At 77.4% G+C, this 16,662-nt stretch carries 15 protein-coding genes; 7 read left to right on the forward strand and 8 right to left on the reverse strand.

Annotated elements, in window-relative coordinates:
• Positions 1 to 38 precede the first annotated feature (38 nt).
• The 6 genes from ACI780_RS20725 to ACI780_RS20750 all read right to left on the reverse strand — a co-directional run bounded on the left by ACI780_RS20725 (position 39) and on the right by ACI780_RS20750 (position 5,205).
• Positions 39 to 746 carry a DUF4230 domain-containing protein gene (locus tag ACI780_RS20725; protein WP_456869685.1) on the reverse strand — a complete coding sequence of 236 codons (708 nt, stop codon included), beginning with the start codon at positions 744 to 746 and terminating at the stop codon, positions 39 to 41.
• A gap of 138 nt (positions 747 to 884) precedes the next feature.
• Complete coding sequence (locus tag ACI780_RS20730; RefSeq protein ID WP_457005434.1) at positions 885 to 1,676, reverse strand: ABC transporter permease; 792 nt, start codon at positions 1,674 to 1,676, stop codon at positions 885 to 887.
• A complete protein-coding gene (locus ACI780_RS20735) occupies positions 1,673 to 2,605 on the reverse strand; it encodes an ATP-binding cassette domain-containing protein (protein WP_457005436.1) in 933 nt (310 codons plus the stop codon). Before ACI780_RS20735 ends, ACI780_RS20730 begins: the two co-directional genes overlap by 4 nt.
• Positions 2,606 to 2,616: 11 nt before the next feature.
• Complete coding sequence (locus ACI780_RS20740; protein ID WP_457005438.1) at positions 2,617 to 3,408, reverse strand: DUF4097 family beta strand repeat-containing protein; 792 nt, start codon at positions 3,406 to 3,408, stop codon at positions 2,617 to 2,619.
• A gap of 77 nt (positions 3,409 to 3,485) precedes the next feature.
• A complete protein-coding gene (locus tag ACI780_RS20745) occupies positions 3,486 to 3,986 on the reverse strand; it encodes a hypothetical protein (protein WP_457005440.1) in 501 nt (166 codons plus the stop codon).
• Positions 3,987 to 4,044: 58 nt separating this feature from the next.
• On the reverse strand, positions 4,045 to 5,205 hold the full coding sequence (locus ACI780_RS20750) for an MFS transporter (protein WP_457005442.1): 1,161 nt from the start codon (positions 5,203 to 5,205) through the stop codon (positions 4,045 to 4,047).
• Positions 5,206 to 5,310: 105 nt separating this feature from the next.
• On the opposite strand from ACI780_RS20750, the gene ACI780_RS20755 reads away from it, so the two are divergent.
• A complete protein-coding gene (locus ACI780_RS20755) occupies positions 5,311 to 6,441 on the forward strand; it encodes a LacI family DNA-binding transcriptional regulator (RefSeq protein ID WP_457005444.1) in 1,131 nt (376 codons plus the stop codon).
• Here the strand turns inward: ACI780_RS20755 and ACI780_RS20760 are convergent.
• Both ACI780_RS20760 and ACI780_RS20765 read right to left on the reverse strand, forming a co-directional pair.
• The gene (locus ACI780_RS20760) at positions 6,407 to 8,407 is read right to left on the reverse strand and encodes an ArnT family glycosyltransferase (protein WP_457005446.1); all 2,001 of its coding nucleotides are present in this window, start codon (positions 8,405 to 8,407) and stop codon (positions 6,407 to 6,409) included. The two genes, ACI780_RS20755 and ACI780_RS20760, sit on opposite strands and share 35 nt — an antisense overlap.
• Entirely contained in the window at positions 8,404 to 9,684 is a 1,281-nt protein-coding gene (locus ACI780_RS20765) for a glycosyltransferase (protein WP_457005448.1), read from the reverse strand. Before ACI780_RS20765 ends, ACI780_RS20760 begins: the two co-directional genes overlap by 4 nt.
• A 152-nt stretch (positions 9,685 to 9,836) precedes the next feature.
• Between ACI780_RS20765 and ACI780_RS20770 the strand changes: the two genes are divergently transcribed.
• The 6 genes from ACI780_RS20770 (at position 9,837) to ACI780_RS20795 (ending at position 16,619) form a co-directional block, all read left to right on the forward strand.
• Positions 9,837 to 10,772: an NADP-dependent oxidoreductase gene (locus tag ACI780_RS20770; RefSeq protein WP_457005450.1), complete on the forward strand. Its 936-nt coding sequence runs from the start codon at positions 9,837 to 9,839 to the stop codon at positions 10,770 to 10,772.
• An 81-nt stretch (positions 10,773 to 10,853) separates the two neighbouring features.
• A complete protein-coding gene (locus tag ACI780_RS20775) occupies positions 10,854 to 11,174 on the forward strand; it encodes an EthD family reductase (RefSeq protein ID WP_457005452.1) in 321 nt (106 codons plus the stop codon).
• Positions 11,171 to 12,721, forward strand: coding sequence for an acetolactate synthase large subunit (locus ACI780_RS20780; protein ID WP_457005453.1), 1,551 nt, complete (start codon positions 11,171 to 11,173; stop codon positions 12,719 to 12,721). The genes ACI780_RS20775 and ACI780_RS20780 overlap by 4 nt, the downstream gene beginning before the upstream one ends.
• Positions 12,722 to 12,796: 75 nt before the next feature.
• Positions 12,797 to 15,511 carry a putative bifunctional diguanylate cyclase/phosphodiesterase gene (locus tag ACI780_RS20785; protein ID WP_457005455.1) on the forward strand — a complete coding sequence of 905 codons (2,715 nt, stop codon included), beginning with the start codon at positions 12,797 to 12,799 and terminating at the stop codon, positions 15,509 to 15,511.
• Between the two features lie 74 nt (positions 15,512 to 15,585).
• Positions 15,586 to 16,032 carry a GtrA family protein gene (locus tag ACI780_RS20790; protein WP_457005457.1) on the forward strand — a complete coding sequence of 149 codons (447 nt, stop codon included), beginning with the start codon at positions 15,586 to 15,588 and terminating at the stop codon, positions 16,030 to 16,032.
• Positions 16,033 to 16,115: 83 nt separating this feature from the next.
• On the forward strand, positions 16,116 to 16,619 hold the full coding sequence (locus ACI780_RS20795) for an OsmC family protein (RefSeq protein ID WP_456869699.1): 504 nt from the start codon (positions 16,116 to 16,118) through the stop codon (positions 16,617 to 16,619).
• Positions 16,620 to 16,662 lie beyond the last annotated feature (43 nt).

Below are 16,662 nucleotides of genomic sequence, written 5' to 3' on the forward strand. Positions count from 1 at the left end.
CGGCCCGGGACCACCGCGGTCCCGGGCCGCCCGTGCGGTCAGCCGGCGCTGTCGGCGGTCTCCGCGAAGCGGACCTCGACCTCGTCGACGCCGAAGGAGCGGGCGAGGCCGGTCAGCATCTCGCGGGTGTTGGTCTCGGCGCGCTCGCGCAGGTCGCTCTCGGCGGCCGCCGCGGTGAGCCGGTCCTCGGCCAGCGCGTAGAGCTCGCTGTCGTCGACCGGGTCGTCCCCGAGCGCGTCGCCGATCCGCTCGACCAGCCCCCGGTCCCGGTCGAGGACACGGCTCTCCTCCGGGTCGATCCGGACCTCGTCCAGCCGCGGCGCCGGCAGCTCGACAGTCGCGACGGTGCCGTCGTCGGAGAGGGTCACCGCGCCGGCGTCCAGGCCGGAGAAGTCGACGTAGGCGTCCGCGGTCCCGGTCGCGAGGAGCTGGACCCGCTCGCCGCTGATGGCCGACGGCACGTACCGGGTGTCCACCTCCCGGTCCACGACGACCTGGAAGGCGCCCGTCGCGGCGTGGTACTCGTGCAGGTCCTCGAGGGCGAGCAGGAGCGGGGTCGTGCTCCGGTCGACCTCGTCCTGCCCGAAGGGGTCCTCGGGCAGCCAGCCGGCGACCTGCAGCCCGACCGGCAGGAGCACGGCCGCGCCGGCACCGGCCGCCGCGAGGCGGAGGAGGCCGCGGCGACGACGGCGCGGAGCCGGCGGCGAGGCGGAGGAGGCGGGGCGGGGCGACAGCAGCGTGGGCATGCGCGGCCTCTCGGGGCGGGGGAGGGGGGCGTGCTCGACCGGGGCGATGCTGGACCGGGGCGGTGCTGGTGCGCGGACGGTGCCGATCCGGGAAGCGTCGGGCGCGCCGCCGCCATTCCCGGGCGGCGGCGCGTCGTCCTAACGTGCCGGGCGGCGCTCGTAGTTCGCCCGGGCCCACACGTAGCCGACCAGGGCGATGCCGGCGCACCAGGCCACCGAGAGCGCGGCGGCCGACCCGATCGCCGTCCCGGTGAGCAGGCCGCGCAGCGTCTCGATCAGCGGCGTGAACGGCTGGTGCTCGGCGAACCAGCGCAGCCAGCCCGGCATCGACTCGACCGGGACGAAGCCGCTGCCGAAGAAGGGCAGCAACATCAGCGGCATGGGCAGGTTGCTGGCCGCCTCCACCGTCCTCGTCCACAGGCCCATGGCCACCGACAGCCAGGACAGCGCGAAGCTCGTCATCGCCAGCACCCCGACTGCCGCGACCCACTCCAGCGCGCTCGCGTCCGGCCGGAACCCGACCAGCAGCGCGACGGCGAGGACGAGCGCGAGGCCGACCAGTGTCTGGACCACCGCGCCGACGACGTGCCCGGTGAGCACCGACGCCCGCGCGATCGACATGGTCCGGAAGCGGGCGATGATCCCCTCCGTCATGTCCATGGCGATGCCGATCGCCGTCCCCTGCGCGCCCCCGGTGATGGCCAGGACCAGGATCCCGGGGACGACGTAGGTGACGTACTCCGCCCGGCCGCCCGACGGGCCGCCCAGCCCCGCGCCGAGCGTCCCCCCGAAGACGTAGACGAACAGCAGCAGGAAGACGATCGGCAGCGCGGCCACGACGAGCGTCAGCCCCGGGTAGCGCGCGGCGCGCTTCAGGTTGCGCCGCAGCATCGTCGCGGAGTCGCTCAGCGTGAGGCCCAGCGTCGTCACGAGGGCACCTCCTCGGGGGCCGGCCGGCCGGTGAGGGCCAGGAAGACGTCGTCCAGGTCGGGGGTGTGCACGGTCAGGCCGGCGGCCTCCACGCCGGCGTCGTCGAGCCGGTCGAGCAGGGCCCGCAGCGCGGGGACGCTGCCGTCGCCCGGGACCTCGAGGACCAGTGCCGCCGGGTCGGCCGCACCGGTGCCCAGGGCGCGGCGGGCCCGCTCGAGCGCGGCGGCGTCGGGCAGGCGCAGCCGCACCGAACCGCCGGGGACCAGCCGCTTGAGCTCCTCGGCGGTGCCCTCCGCCACCAGCCGGCCACCGTCGAGGACGCCGATGCGGTCGGCCAGGTGGTCGGCCTCCTCGAGGTACTGCGTGGTGAGCAGGACCGTGACGCCGTCGGCCACGAGCTCGCGGACGGCGTCCCACATCGCCCGCCGGCTGCGGGGGTCGAGCCCGGTCGTCGGCTCGTCGAGGACGACGACCCGCGGACGGCCCACGAGACCCATCGCCAGGTCCAGCCGGCGGCGCATGCCCCCGGAGTAGGTGGCCGGCGGCCTGCCGGCCGCGTCGACGAGGTCGAAGCGCTCGAGCAGCTCGGCGGCGCGGCGACGGCCCTCCTCCCGGCCCAGGTGGTGCAGGTCGGCCATGAGCCGCAGGTTCTCGGCGCCGGTGAGCAGCGTGTCGACCGCCGAGAACTGGCCGGTGAGCGCGATCGCGGCGCGCACCGCGTCCGGTTCCCGGCGCAGGTCGTGCCCGGCGACGCGCACCTCGCCGCCGTCGGCGGGCAGCAGCGTCGAGAGGATGTCGACGGTGGTGGTCTTGCCGGCACCGTTGGGGCCGAGCAGGGCGTAGACGCTGCCCTCGGGCACGGCGAGGTCCAGCCCGTCGAGGACGACGGTGGAGCCGAAGGCCTTGCGGAGTCCGGCGACGGAGATCACGGCAGGTCCCCTCACGCCCGGCGGACGAGGATGTCGCCGTAGCCGGTGCGGGCCCGCAGCTCGACGGTGCCGGCGGCGTCGTCGGGACCGTCGGCGGAGGTGAGCTCGTTGCGGATGCTGCCCGAGGCCGCCTGCAGGTCCAGCCAGGCCGCGGTGCCGGCGGGGACGCCGGCCTCGACCTCGCCGTAGGCGGTCTCGAGCACCACCGACCCGCGCACCGCCTCGCCGACGCGGACCCTGCCGTACCTCGTGCTGCCGAGCAGGGAGCCGGCGGCGCGGTCGACGGTGACGTCGCCGCAGGAGGTGTGCAGCCGGGCGTCGCCGTCGGTGCGGCCGACCCGCACGTCGCCGTAGTCGGTGCGCACGACCGCGTCGCCGTCCACGGCGCCGGCGGTGACGCCGCCGCTGCTGGTGCGGGCGCGGAGCCCGGTCGCGGTGTCGAGCCGGAGGTCGCCGTAGCGGGTCTCGAGGGTGACCGCACCGAGCCGGCCGGAGCAGGAGACGTCGCCCGCGGTCGTCCGCACGTCGAGCGCCGAGCCCTCCGGCAGGACGACGTCGACGTCGACCTCGCCGCCGGAGCCGAGGAAGAGCAGCCGCGGGCGGCCGGTGGAGCGGACCAGCAGGTGCCCGTCGGCGCAGCTCACCGTCGCCTGCTCGGCGGCCTGCACGTCGGCGTTGCTGCGGTCGTTCCGGGGGCGCACGGTGACCTCCGTGACCGCGCGGTCGGTGGCCCGGACGCGGACGCCGCCGGCGGCGACGTCGATGCGGGCGCTGATCGGGTCGGGGGTGTCGAAGGTGGGCATGGCGGCGCCTCCTGGGCGTGCCGGGTCGGCCCCCGTCCGGTCGGCCGGGGGTGCGGTGCAGGTGTGCGCGAGCGGGGCTAGCGGACCCAGCCGGTGTAGGACTGGCCCGACGACCACCGGGAGCGGCGGGCCTCGCCCGCCGGGCGCTCGACGCGGGTGAGCGCGTCGCTGACGGCGCGGACCAGCCAGGTGTTCACCGACGAGCCGAGGCGGGCGGCCGCCTCCTCGACCCGGGCCTTGAGCGGCTCGGGCAGCCGCAGCGTGATGCGGATCGTGGTGCCGTCGTCGGCGTCCGGGACGCCGGGCTCGGGTGCCGGTGCGTGCGGCTCCGCGTCCGGCGGCGGGGTGACGACGAAGCCGATGTCGCTGCCCCGCAGCCGCACGTCGACCGAGCCGGGGGCCAGCTGACCGGTGAGCTCCTCCGCCGCCGCGGACAGCGCACTGAGCAGGGCCAGCCGGACCGAGGACTCCAGCGGGGCGGTCAGCCGCTCGGCGAGGGCCTGTGCCTCCTCACCGCCCGGTGCGGCGGCCAGCGCGAGCTCCCGGCGGAGCTGGTCGACGAACGGCGTCAGATCCATGACGTCACGATGACACCACTGTGACGTCATGCGCAAGTCCTCGTGGTGTCGCGCGGTGTCAGCTCCGCCGCTCCTGCGCGCGGCGGCCGGTGAGCAGCAGCAGGACGCCGGTCCCGATGAGCACGGGCTCCAGCACGAACGCGACGGTGAGCCCGTGGACGTCGGCGAGGCTGCCGAGGAGGAAGGGCGCGGCGGCGGTGACCACGCCACCGAGCAGCTGCGTCCGGGCCTGGACCCGGTCCTCCTGTCCGGGGGCGGCGCCCAGGGTCAGGGCCACCGAGAGCGGATAGAGGTTGGCGATGCCCGTCCCGCAGACGAACAGGCCCAGGACGGCGGGTGCCGGGTGGTCGCCCAGCCAGAACAGGAGGAACCCGGCGGCGGTGACCGCCAGCGAGACGTGCAGCAGCGCGGCGGTCCGGCCGGGGCGGCGGGTGAGTGCCGCGCCGGCGAGGCGGCCGACCAGCAGGCCGAGGTAGTTGCTGCTGAGGGCGGTGGCGGCCGCGGCGGTCGTCAGGCCCGTGCCGACGAGCACCTCGGTGCCGAAGTAGACCAGGCAGAACTCCACGGCGATGCCGACCGCGGTGAGCGCGGCGAAGAGCCAGCCGGCCACGGGGAGCCGCCCCGGGGTCCGGGGTGCGGTGGGCGCGCCTCCGTCGTCGCGGGGCCGGGGGGTCGCCGTCAGCGGGAGGCGGCGGTACCGCAGGTACAGGGCGACGAGGGCGACCGCCGGCAGTGCGAAGGCGGCGCGCCAGCCGGCCGGGCTGCCCGCCAGTGCGCCCAGGGCCAGCGGGGCGGTCACCGCACAGGCCGCGGCACCGACGTTGGCCTCGGTCAGGGCCCGGTCCCGCCGGGGACCGTGCCGGTCGGAGAGCACCGCCTGGACCACCGCCAGCAGGGTCGTCCCCGCCACCCCCAGCACCACGGCGCCGACGAGAGTGGGGGCGATCCCGGAGGCGAGGGTGAACAGCGCGGCGCCGGCGACGGTGGCGAGGGCCGAGCCCCAGAGCAGCGCGGCCCGCGGCAGGTGGCGCGCGGCGACCGCGAACCCGGCGCCGGCCAGCGCGGCGCCGCCGGACCACAGCACGGAGTAGAGGCCCAGCACGGTGTAGGAGAAGTGCAGTTCCTCGCGCAGCAGGGTCAGTGCGGGCCCGAAGGCGTACAGCCAGAAGGTGAAGCAGGCCAGCGTCGCGTAGGCGACCACGGTCGGTGCGTCCCGCACGAAGGGGCCGGAGTCGCTCGCCGCGTCCGGTCCGGGGGTCGGGGAGACCTCGGACGCCGGGTCCGCTGCCCGCCGTGTGTATCGATACACAGCTAGAATCTACGGGTGGACAGGACCGGCGGCGACCCGGCGCGGCGTCCGACGATGCGGGACGTGGCCCGGGCCGCGGGCCTGTCCCCGATGACGGTGTCCTACGTCTACTCCCGGCCCGGACGGGTGTCGGAGGAGGCCGCGGCCCGAGTGCGGGCCGCGGCCGAGGAGCTGGGCTACCCCGGTCCCCACCCGGCTGCCCGCTCGCTCCGCCGGGGCCGCGCCGGGAGTCTCGGCGTCGTCCTCGGCGAGCGGTTGGCCTACGCGTTCGACGACCCGCAGGCGGCCCGGTTCCTCGCCGGCGTCGCCGACGTCTGCGCGGCGCAGGGCGTCGGGCTCACGCTGGTGCCGATCACCGGGGCCCCGAGCGATCCCGAGCGGGTCGCCCGGGCGCTGGTCGACGGCTTCGTCGTCTGGACCACCAGCGACGACGACCCGGTGCTCGACGCGGTGGCCGACACCGGGCTGCCCGCGGTGGTCCACGCCGGGCCGCACCGGCGGGGACTGCCGGTGGTCGGCATCGACGACCGTGCCGCCGCCACGGCGATCGGCCGGGTGGCCTTCGCCGGTGCGCGCCGGCCGGTGGTGCTCGGCTTCCCGCTCGACCGGGACCGGACCCGCCGGCTGCTCGCCGGCCCGGCGGTCGGGCCGGTGCGCTTCCCGGTCACCCGGCACCGGTGGGAGGGCCTGCGCGACGCCTGGACCGGCGCCGGGCACGCTCCCGAGGAGCTGCGGTTCGCCGTCTGCCCGGTCAACGACGCCGGGCACGGGGAGGCGTTCACCGCCGAGCTGCTCCGCGGCCCGCACCGCCCGGACGCCGTCGCCGCGATGAGCGACGAACTCGCGCTCGGGGCGCTGCGTGCCGTGGCGGCCGCGGGACTCGACGCCCCCGGCGACGTGGCGGTGACCGGCTGGGACGACAGCGACGCCGCCGGGCGCGCCGGGCTGACCACCCTCGCGCAGTCGCTGCGCCGGCAGGGGTCCCGCTGCGCCCTCGTCGCGCTGGGCCTCGAGCCCGGGGACCCGGTGCCGGACGAGTGGCGGGTGGTGGTGCGGGAGACCACCCGCTGGACGCGGGAGGGCCCGGGGGTCCCGGCGCCCTCCCGCGGTGTCAGCCCGTCGGCCGGCTCAGGTCGTAGACGGTGACGCCGTCGATCGTCTGGGCGGTGAAGTTCTCCGCCACCCAGGCGGCGATCTCGGCCGACGCCGAGCTGCCGCCGTCGCCGGCCATCCCCGTGCCGCCGCCGACGAACCAGTGGATCTCGCCGTCGGCGACGTACTGCTGGAACTGCTCGAGGGTCGGCGAGGGGTCGCTGCCGTTGAACCCGCCGACCGCCATCACGGGCAGCCCGGTGGCCAGCTGGTAGCCCGCCGCGGTGTTCGAGCCGACGGCGGCGGCGATCCAGGTGTACCCGTCCGCGTCGGCGGTCAGCGCGGCGACCGTCTCCTCGCTGACGTCCGCGGCGCCCAGCAGGCCGCCCGTCCCGCCCCCCGGGCCGCGGGTGACGGTGCCCTGCGGCGCGGCGCCGGGGAGGGCGGCCGGCCCGCCGGCCGGGGGCTGCCCGCCGCGGAACGGGGCGCCCCCGCCCGGGCCACCGCCGAACCCGGCCCCGGCGACGGCCGGCCCGGCGCTGGGGATGGAGCCGGTCTGCGGTGTGGCGGCGGTCTGCACGGCGTAGGCGGCCGGGCCGGCGACCCCGGCGAGCAGGCCGACGGCCAGCACCCCGGCGACGACGGCGCGCCCCAGCCGGTCGACGGCGAGCAGTCCCAGCGCCGCCACCAGGCCCGCGGCGAGGACGGACCAGCGCAGCCAGGGCAGGAAGTCCGCCGAGCGGCCCAGCAGCACCCAGGCCCACAGCGCGGTGCCGGCCGTGGTCACCGCCAGGACCAGCCGGGCCGCCACCCGGTCCCGCCGCCGCCAGACCAGCGCACCGCCGACGGCGACCAGCGCGGCGATCGCCGGGGCGAGGGCGACGGTGTAGTAGGCGTGGAAGATGCCCGCCATCAGGCTGAAGGTCAGCCCGGTGACGCCCAGCCAGGTGCCCCAGGTGAGCAGCGCGGCCCGGCGGGGGTCGGTGCGCGGCGCCCGGGCGACGGCGGCCAGCCCGGCCGCCAGCAGCACCAGCGCGGCCGGCAGCAGCCAGGCCACCTGCCCGCCGACCTCGGCCCCGAACAGCCGGCCGAGCCCGGTCTCGCCCCAGCCGGCGGCCCCGCCGACGCTGCCGGTCTCCTCGCCGGTCAGCCGGCCGAGCCCGTTGTAGCCCCAGATGAGCTCCCACACCGAGTTCGTCTGCGACCCGCCGACGTAGGGCCGCCACGACTCGGGCACCAGCTCGACCACGGCGACCCACCAGCCGCCGGCCACGACCATCGCGACCCCGGCGCCGAGCAGCTGCAGCACGCGGCGGCGCAGCGTCGTCGGGGCGGCCACCAGCCACACCAGCGCGAAGCCGGGGACCACCAGCACCGCCTGCAGCGTCTTGGTGAGGAAGGCGAACCCGAGCAGCACGCCGACGCCGACCAGGCCGCGGGTGGAGGCCCGTTCCAGCGACCGGGTCAGGACGTACGCCGCGGCCGTCATGAGCAGCACCAGCAGCGCGTCGGGGTTGTCGAAGCGGAACATCAGCGCCGCCACCGGGGTGAGCGCGAGCACGGCGCCCGCGACCAGCCCGGCGCCCGGGCCGGACACCCGGCGCACCGCCAGGTACAGCAGCCCGACGGTGGCCACGCCCATCAGCGCCTGCGGCACCAGCAGCGACCACGAGCTCAGCCCGAACAGGCGCACCGACAGCGTCATCACCCACAGCGAGGCGGGGGGCTTGTCCACGGTGATGGCGTTGGCCGCGTCGGAGGAGCCGTAGAAGAACGCCTCCCAGCTCTGCGAGCCGGCCTGCGCCGCGGCGGCGTAGAAGGCGTTGGCCCAGCCCGAGGCCGACAGGTCCCACAGGTAGAGGACGCCGGTGGCCGCCAGCAGGCCGAGCAGCGCCGGGCGGACCCAGCCCGGGTCGGCCGGTGCGCCGCGGAGGAGCCGGGCGGCCCGCCCGGCACGCGGGCGCGCCGGCGTCCCGGAGACGGCGGGCGGGGCCGGCACGGCCGGCAGGGTGGCGGTCATCGGGCGGTCTCCATCTCGGGCGCGGCGACGGCGCCGGCCGTGCCGGGGGTGCGGTCGGGGCGGAACACCCAGCCGCGCAGCAGCACGAAGCGCAGCAGCGTCGCGACGGCGTTGGCGCCGACGAGCACGGTCAGCTCCACGGCGCGGGCCGGCGCGGGGTCGGCGAGGTGCAGCAGGCCCAGGGACCCGCTGGTGAGGGCCAGGGCGAGGGCGAACACGGCCAGGCCCTGCAGCTGGTGCCGGGCGGCGCCGGGGCGGCCGCGGACGCCGAAGGTCACCCGCCGGTTGGCGGCGGTGTTGCCCACCGCGGTCACCAGCAGGGCGAGAAGGTTGGCCGGCTGGGCGGCGACGACCTCGCGCAGGACGACGAACAGCACCAGGTAGGCCAGCGTCGAGAGCACCCCGACGACGGCGAAGCGCACCAGCTGGGCGGCCAGCGAGCCGGGGACGCCGGGCAGCGGGTCGGGCAGCGGCTGCCGGCCGATGGTGGCGCGCAGCCGCGCCAGCGGCAGCCGCCCGGTGGCCAGGGCCCGCAGCACCCGGGCGATGCCGGCCAGGTCGGCCCGCGCGGTCCGCACGAGGTCGACCCGGCTGTCGGGGTCGTCGACCCAGTCGACGGGCACCTCGTGGATGCGCAGCCCGGCCCGCTCGGCCAGCACGAGCAGCTCGGTGTCGAAGAACCAGCCGGTGTCCTCGACCAGCGGCAGCAGCTGCGCGGCGACGTCGGCCCGGATGGCCTTGAAGCCGCACTGGGCGTCGGACAGCGAGGTGGCCAGCGTGCGGCGCAGGAGCAGGTTGTAGCCGCGGGAGACGACCTCGCGCTTGAGGCCGCGGACCACCCGCGAGGAGCGCGACAGCCGCGTGCCGATCGCCAGGTCGGAGTGCCCGCTGATGAGCGGTGCGACCAGGGGGAGCAGGGCGTTGAGGTCGGTGGAGAGGTCGACGTCGGTGTAGGCGAGCACCGGCGCGTCCGACCCCAGCCAGGCGGTGCGCAGCGCGCCGCCGCGGCCGGGCTCCGGGATCGCCAGGACCTCGACGCCGGGCAGCTCGGTGGCGACGCGGTGCGCCACCTCCAGGGTGCGGTCGGTGCTGGCGTTCTCCGCGACCGTGATGCGGAACGGGTAGGGGAGGGACTCGGTCAGGTGGGCGTGCAGGCGGCGCAGGCACGGCTCGAGGTCGGTCTCCTCGTCGTGCACCGGGACGACGACGTCGAGGACGGGCCGTCCGCGGCCGCCGGCACCGGCGCGGTCGTGCGCGCCGTGCAGGAGCGGTGGCATGCCTCGAACCGTCGGTCCCGCGGCTGGACCGCCCCGGGACGGGCGCTGCCGATCGGCTGTGAGAGGCGACGTGCTGGAGCGGCCCTCCTGCAGGGTCCCGTCGCGAGCATGCGAGCGGCGGGGGGCAGGAGGGTCCTTCTAGGGTCGACGGCGTGCGCGCCGTGGGAGTGACCCGGTTCGGAGGGCCCGAGACCCTCACCGTCCTCGACGTCCCCGACGAGCCCCTCGGGGCCGGTCAGGTGCGGGTGCGGGTGCGGGCCGCCGCCGTCAGCCCGACCGACACCCACCTGCGCGAGGGCGCCTACGCCGGCCGGGACCCGGTGAAGGCCCCGCCGTGGGTGCCCGGCATGGACGCCGCCGGGGAGGTCGTCGAGGTCGGGCCGGACGTCGACCGGGTGGCGGTCGGCGACGCGGTGATGGGCATCGTCGTGCCGACCGGCGCGCACGGTGGCTACCGCGAGGACCTCGTGCTGCCGGCGGCGTCGGTGGCGCGGGTGCCGGCCGGCGCCGACGCCGTCGCCGCGTCCACCCTGCCGATGAACGGCCTCACCGCCCGGCTCTCCCTCGACCACCTCGACCTCGCGCCCGGCTCGGTGCTGGCGGTGACCGGCGCGGCCGGTGCCTACGGCGGCTACGTCGTACAACTGGCGAAGGCCGACGGGCTCACCGTGGTCGCCGACGCCGCCGAGGCCGACGAGCAGCTGGTGCGCGACCTGGGCGCCGACGTCGTCGTCCGTCGCGGCGACGACGTGGCCGCGCGGATCCGCGCGGAGTTCCCCGACGGCGTGGACGGGCTGGCCGACGGCTCGGTGCAGGACGCGCTGGTACTGCCCGCGATCCGCGACGGCGGGCGGCTGGCCACCGTCCGCGGGTACCGCGGCGACGGCTCGGGCCGGGTCGAGGCATTCCCGACGCGGGTGCGGCACTACGCGGAGAACGCCGATGCTCTCGACCGGCTGCGCGAGCAGGCGGAGTCCGGCGCGGTGACGCTGCGGGTGGCCCGCACGTTCGCCGCGGAGGAGGCGCCCGAGGCCCACCGGGTGCTCGCCGCCGGCGGGGTGCGCGGCCGGTTGGTGGTCACCTTCTGAGGTCGCGCCGACGGGTGCACCCCTGACAGGGTGAGGGCGGACCCGGGCGGCGGTGCCCGGCCGACCCCAGGGGTGGCGCAGATGGTGCACAGGCTCGTCGTCAGCTACGGGCAGCCCGAGGACCCGGCGGCGTTCGACGCCCACTACCGGGACACCCACATCCCGATCACGGTGAGGATGCCGGGCCTGGTGCGCTTCACCACGGGCAGGCCGCAGCCGCTGGACCCCAGCACCCCCGCGCCCTACTGGGTCGCCGAGCTCGACTTCGACTCCGAGCAGGCGATGGGCGCGGCGTTCGCCTCCGAGGAGGGCAGGGCCAGCGCGGCCGACGTGCCCACCTTCGCCTCGGGCGGCGTCACCATGACCCACTTCGAGGTGACCGAGGTGCACGTCTCCCGGTGAACGGCGCCCAGGCACTCATCCGCACGCTCGTCGACGCCGGGGTCGACGTCTGCTTCGCCAACCCCGGCACGTCGGAGATGCACTTCGTCGCCGCGCTCGACGACGTCCCGGAGATGCGCGGCGTGCTCACGCTCTTCGAGGGCGTGGCCACCGGCGCCGCCGACGGCTGGGCCCGCATGACCGGCCGGCCCGCCGCCACGCTGCTGCACCTCGGGCCGGGCATGGGCAACGGCCTGGCGAACCTGCACAACGCCCGCCGTGGCCGGACCCCGGTGGTCAACGTGGTCGGCGACCACGCCCGCTCGCACAAGCGCCTGGACGCGCCGCTGGAGTCCGACGTCGACGCGCTGGCCGGCACCGTGTCGGGCTGGGTGCGCCGCTCGCTGGCCCCCGGGGACGTCGCCGCCGACGCCGCCGACGCCGTCGCCGCGGCCGCCCGCGGGCAGATCGCCACGCTGGTGCTGCCCGCCGACGTCTCGTGGTCCGACGGCGCGGCCGTGGCCGACCCGCCGCCGGTCCGGCCCCGCCCGCGGGTGGCGTCCGCGGTGGTGGACGAGGCGGCGTCGGTGCTGCGCTCGGGCGAGTCCACCGTGCTGTTCCTCGGCGACGACGTCGTGGCCTCGGAGGCCGGGCTGCTCGCCGCGGCACGGGTCGCCGCCGGCACCGGCGTGCGGCTGCTGGCCGAGACCTTCCCGGCGCGGATGGTGCGCGGCGCGGGCCTGCCCGGCGTCGGCAAGCTGCCCTACCCGCCGGAGGTGGCGATCAAGGCGCTGGCCGGCACCCGGCACCTGGTGCTGGCGGGGGCGACCTCGCCGGTGCACTTCTTCGGCTACCCCGGCGTGCCGGGCACGCCGGTCCCGGAGGACTGCACGGTGCACGTGCTGTCCGAGCCGGGGGAGGACGGCGTCGCGGCGCTCGAGGAGCTGGCCGGGCAGGTGGCCGACGGCGCCGAGCCGGAGCTGCTGGAGGCCTCCCGCCCGGAGCTGCCGGCCGGGCGGCTGGAGCCGCGGGCGGTGTCGGCGGTGGTCGGCGCGCTGCTGCCCGAGCGGGCCGTGGTGGTCGACGAGGCCATCACCTCCGGCATCGGGCTCGCCGAGCTGACGTCGGGGGCGCCGCGGCACGACTGGCTGGCGCTCACCGGCGGCGCGATCGGCGACGGGCTGCCGATGGCGGTCGGCGCGGCCGTGGCCTGCCCCGACCGGCCGGTGGTGGTCCTGCAGGCCGACGGCAGCGCCATGTACACGATCCAGGCGCTGTGGACGATGGCGCGCGAGCAGCTCGACGTCACCGTCGTCCTCTACGACAACGCCTCCTACGCGATCCTGCAGGGGGAGCTGTCCCGGGTGGGCGCCACCGGCGGCGGGGAGCGGGCCGGGCAGCTGCTCGACCTCGGCGGCCCGGCGCTGGACTTCGTGGCGCTGGCCACCGGGATGGGGGTGCCGGCCACCCGCGCCGAGACCGCCGAGGACCTGGCCGAGCAGCTCGGGACCGCGCTGCGCGAGCCCGGGCCGCACGTGGTGGTGGCGGTGCTGCGCCCGGCGGGCTGATCGCGGCTCACCCCCGCGGGGGACCGGCGGGCGGAACGGTTCCAGACCGTTCCGTTCCGGGCCGATGCGCATCCCGTGTCCTCGACCAGCGTGCGTGCCGGCGGCCCCGCCGTCCCCCGTGCGGTCCTGGGCTGCGCCGGCGTCGCGCTGGTGGCGGCGGTGCTGTGGGCGCTGGCCGCGTGGTCGGGTACGACCGCCGGCACGGTCCTGTACTTCGCCGTCACCGGCCTGGCCGTGGTCGCCGCCTGGGCGGGTGCCGGCCGGGGGAGCCGCCGACCGGCGGCGATCTGTGCCGCCGCCGGGGTGACCCTGTCCGCGGTCGGGGACGTGCTCTGGCAGCTGCAGACCGCCCTCACCGGGTCCGGCTCCGGTGCCGGCCCGGCCGACGCGGTCTACCTCGCCGGCTACGCGGCGGTGGCCCTCGGGCTCGCGCTGTTGGCGCGCACGCACACCGAGGACCGCGACCAGCGGGTGGCCGGGTGGATCGACGCGCTCGTCGTCTTCGTCGCCGTCCTGCTGGTGGTGTGGGAGGTGTCGATCGCCGCGACCGTCGAGGACGCGTCGCTGGGCGTGCTCACCCGCACCACCCTGGCCCTCTACCCGGCCATCGACGCCGCGCTGATCGGCCTGGTCGTGCGCCTGCTGGCCACCCGGCGGCAGGGCGAGCGGACGTCGCTGGTCGTGGCGGCCGCCTGCGCGTGCTGGCTGGTCTCCGACACCGCCTACCTGCTGCACGCCGACGCCGACAGCTTCGGCTCCCTCCTCGACGCCGGCTGGGTGCTCGGCAGCCTGCTGCTGGCCCTCGCCGCCTGGCCGCCGGCCTCCCCGCCGGCGCCGGCGGGCGTCCCCGCACCGTCGTCACGGGCGGGCCTGGCGCGGCTGGCCGTGTGCCTCGGCGCGCTCCTGGTGCCGCCCACGACCGACCTCGTCGTCCACGCGACCGGCGGGGCGGGGAACCCGGTGTCGATCCTCACCGGCACGGTGGTGCTCACCGTCCTGGTCTTCCTCCGCGCCGCGCTGCTGCTGCGCGGTGAGGCCGCGGCCCGGGCGCAGCTGCGCGCGCAGGAGCGCCACGCCGCGACGCTGGCCCGGTACTCCTCCGACGCGGTGCTGGTGGTCTCCCGCGGCGGCCGGCTGCTCGGCGACCCGGCGCCGGTGGCGGCGGTGCTGGGCACCGCCCCGCTGTCCGGCCGGAGCGCCGGGGAGGCGGTGCGGCTCGCCGGCGTCGACCCGGAGCAGGCGCAGCGGGTCTTCGACCGGGCGCTGGCCGCCCCCGGCACGGTGGTGGACGCCGAGCTGCCCGCCCGGTACCGCGGCGAGGACCGCTGGCTCGGCGTCCGGCTGGTCGACCTGGGCGAGGACCCCGACGTGGGCGGCGTCGTCGTCCACGTCACCGACGTGACCGGCCGCCGCCGGGCCGAGGAGGCCCTGGCGCACTCCGCGCTGCACGACGCGCTCACCGGCCTGGCCAACCGGGTGCTGTTCGCCGACCGCGTCGGCCAGGCGCTGCTGCGCACCGTGCGCGGCGGCGGCTCGGTCGCCGTCGTCAGCCTCGACGTCGACGGGTTCCAGGCAGTCAACGACGGTCTCGGGCACGCCGCCGGCGACGCGCTGCTGCGCGAGGTCGCCGCCCGCCTGCGCGGCGCCGTCCGCGCCGACGACACGGTGGCCCGGCTCGGCGGCGACGAGTTCGCCGTCCTGGTGGAGCAGTCCGGCAGCGGCGACGACGAGGCCGTGGCCACCGCCGAGCGGGTGCGCGCGGCGCTGTCCCGCCCGGTGCTGCTCGCCGGCGGGCCGGTGGCGGTGTCGGCCAGCGTCGGGGTGGCCGTCGGCCGCGGGGCGACCGGCGCCGAGTCGCTCGTCGCCGACGCCGACCTCGCGCTGTACACCGCCAAGCTCGAGGGCCGGGGCCGCACGGTGCGCTTCGAGCCCGGCATGCGGGCGGCGGCGCGGGCCGCGCGGGAGCTGGAGGACGAGCTGCGCGGTGCGCTCGACCGCGGCGAGTTCCGGCTGGTGTACCAGCCGGTGGTGGCGCTGGCCGACCGCCGGGTGACCGGCTTCGAGGCCCTGCTGCGCTGGGACTCCCCGCGGCTGGGCGCGGTCGGTCCCGACCGGTTCGTGCCGGTGGCCGAGGCCGCGGGTCTCATGGACGAGATCGGCGTGTGGGTGCTGCGCGAGGCGTGCGCCACGGCCGCGGCCTGGCGGCGCGACCACCCGGCCGCGGGCGCGACGTCGATGGCGGTCAACGTGTCGGCCACCCAGCTGCGCTCGCCCGACCTGGCCGGCTCGGTCGCCGCGGCGCTGGCCGACAGCGGGCTGCCCGCCTGCGCGCTGGTGCTGGAGGTGACCGAGACCGCGCTGGTGGACGACCCGGAGCGGGCGGCGGCGTCGCTGGCGGCGCTGCGGGCGCTCGGCGTCCGGCTGGCGCTCGACGACTTCGGCACCGGCTACTCCTCGCTGGCGCACCTGCGGCAGTTCACCGTGGACGTGCTCAAGATCGACCGCTCGTTCGTCGGGGGCATCGCCGACGCCGAGCCGCTGCCGGCGATCGTCCGCGGCACCATCGACCTGGGCCGCACGCTGGGCCTGGAGGTGCTGGCCGAGGGCGTCGAGCACGAGCACCAGGCGCGGCTGCTGGCCGAGGGCTGCTGCGACACCGCGCAGGGTCACCTCTTCGCCCGGCCGCTCGAGCGCACCGACGCCGAGGCACTGCTGCTCGGGCGCACCGGCCGGCGCCGTGCGGCTGCCGTGCCGTCGCCGCGGGGTGCCCGGTCGGGCGCCCGCCGCTGAGGACGAACGGATCAGGGTCCGGTCCAGGGTCATCCCCGATGTGACCGGAGGGGCGTCTCGGCGAGCCTGCTGGCATGACCGCAGCGGTCCTCGACCGGTCCGCCTCCTGGCCGGGCTGGGTGGCGCAGGACCACGTGCCGGCGCAGTTCGCGCGGTTCGTGCTCGTCGGCGGCTCGGCCAACGTGGTGTACGTCGGGCTGTTCCTGCTGCTGGCCGGCCTCGGCGACCAGGCGGCCAACCTCGTCGGCGTCGTCGCCTCCACGGCCCTGGCCAACGAGCTGCACCGCCGGCTGACCTTCCGCGCCGGCCAGCGGGTCGGGTGGGCGGCCGCCCAGTGGGCCGGCGGCGGGCTCGCCCTCACCGGGCTGGCGGCCACCAGCCTCGCCCTGGCCGCGCTGGAGGGGTGGACCGCCGCCTCGGGACCGCTGGCGTCGGTGGCCGTCGTCGTCGCCGTGACCGGTGTGGTCGGGCTGGCGCGGTTCGTGGGGCTGCGGTGGGTGCTGACCGGCCGTCGCGCCTGAGCATCCCCGGACGCGGCGGTCCCCGTCCGGCGCCTCGAACGCGCGGTGCGAGCATGAGGTCCCCGAGGACACACGGAGGTCGGATGGACGCCGCCCAGCTGCGGGAGATGCAGGCTCCGCTGAAGCAGCGCTACCGGGAGGACCCGGGCACGGCCTGCGCGCAGATGCACGCCGAGGCCGACTTCTCCGACCCCGGGATCACCGCCACCGTGCAGACCTGGGCCGGGCCGGTCCGCGCCGGGCTGCACCCCTCGACCGGTGGCGACGGCAGCGATGCCTGCTCCGGCGACATGCTGCTGCAGGCGCTGCTGGCCTGCACCGGCGTCACCATGCGCAGCGTGGCCACGGCGATGGGGGTCGACGTCCGCTCGGCCCGGCTGACCGCGCGCGGCGACATGGACGCCCGGGGCACGCTCGGGGTGGCCCGGGACGTGCCGGTCGGGTTCGGCGCCATCGCCGTGGACGCCGTCCTGGACACCGACGCCGACGACGCCACGCTGGAGCGGCTGGCGCAGCTCACCGAGCGGTACTGCGTGGTGGCCCAGTCCCTGGCGCAGCCGCCTCGGCTCACCGTCCGGCGCGCCTGACCGCGGCCGGTCGGGCGGGGCGGGAGCGGGCCGTCCGGACCCG

Source organism: Geodermatophilus sp. SYSU D00814, assembly GCF_054050055.1.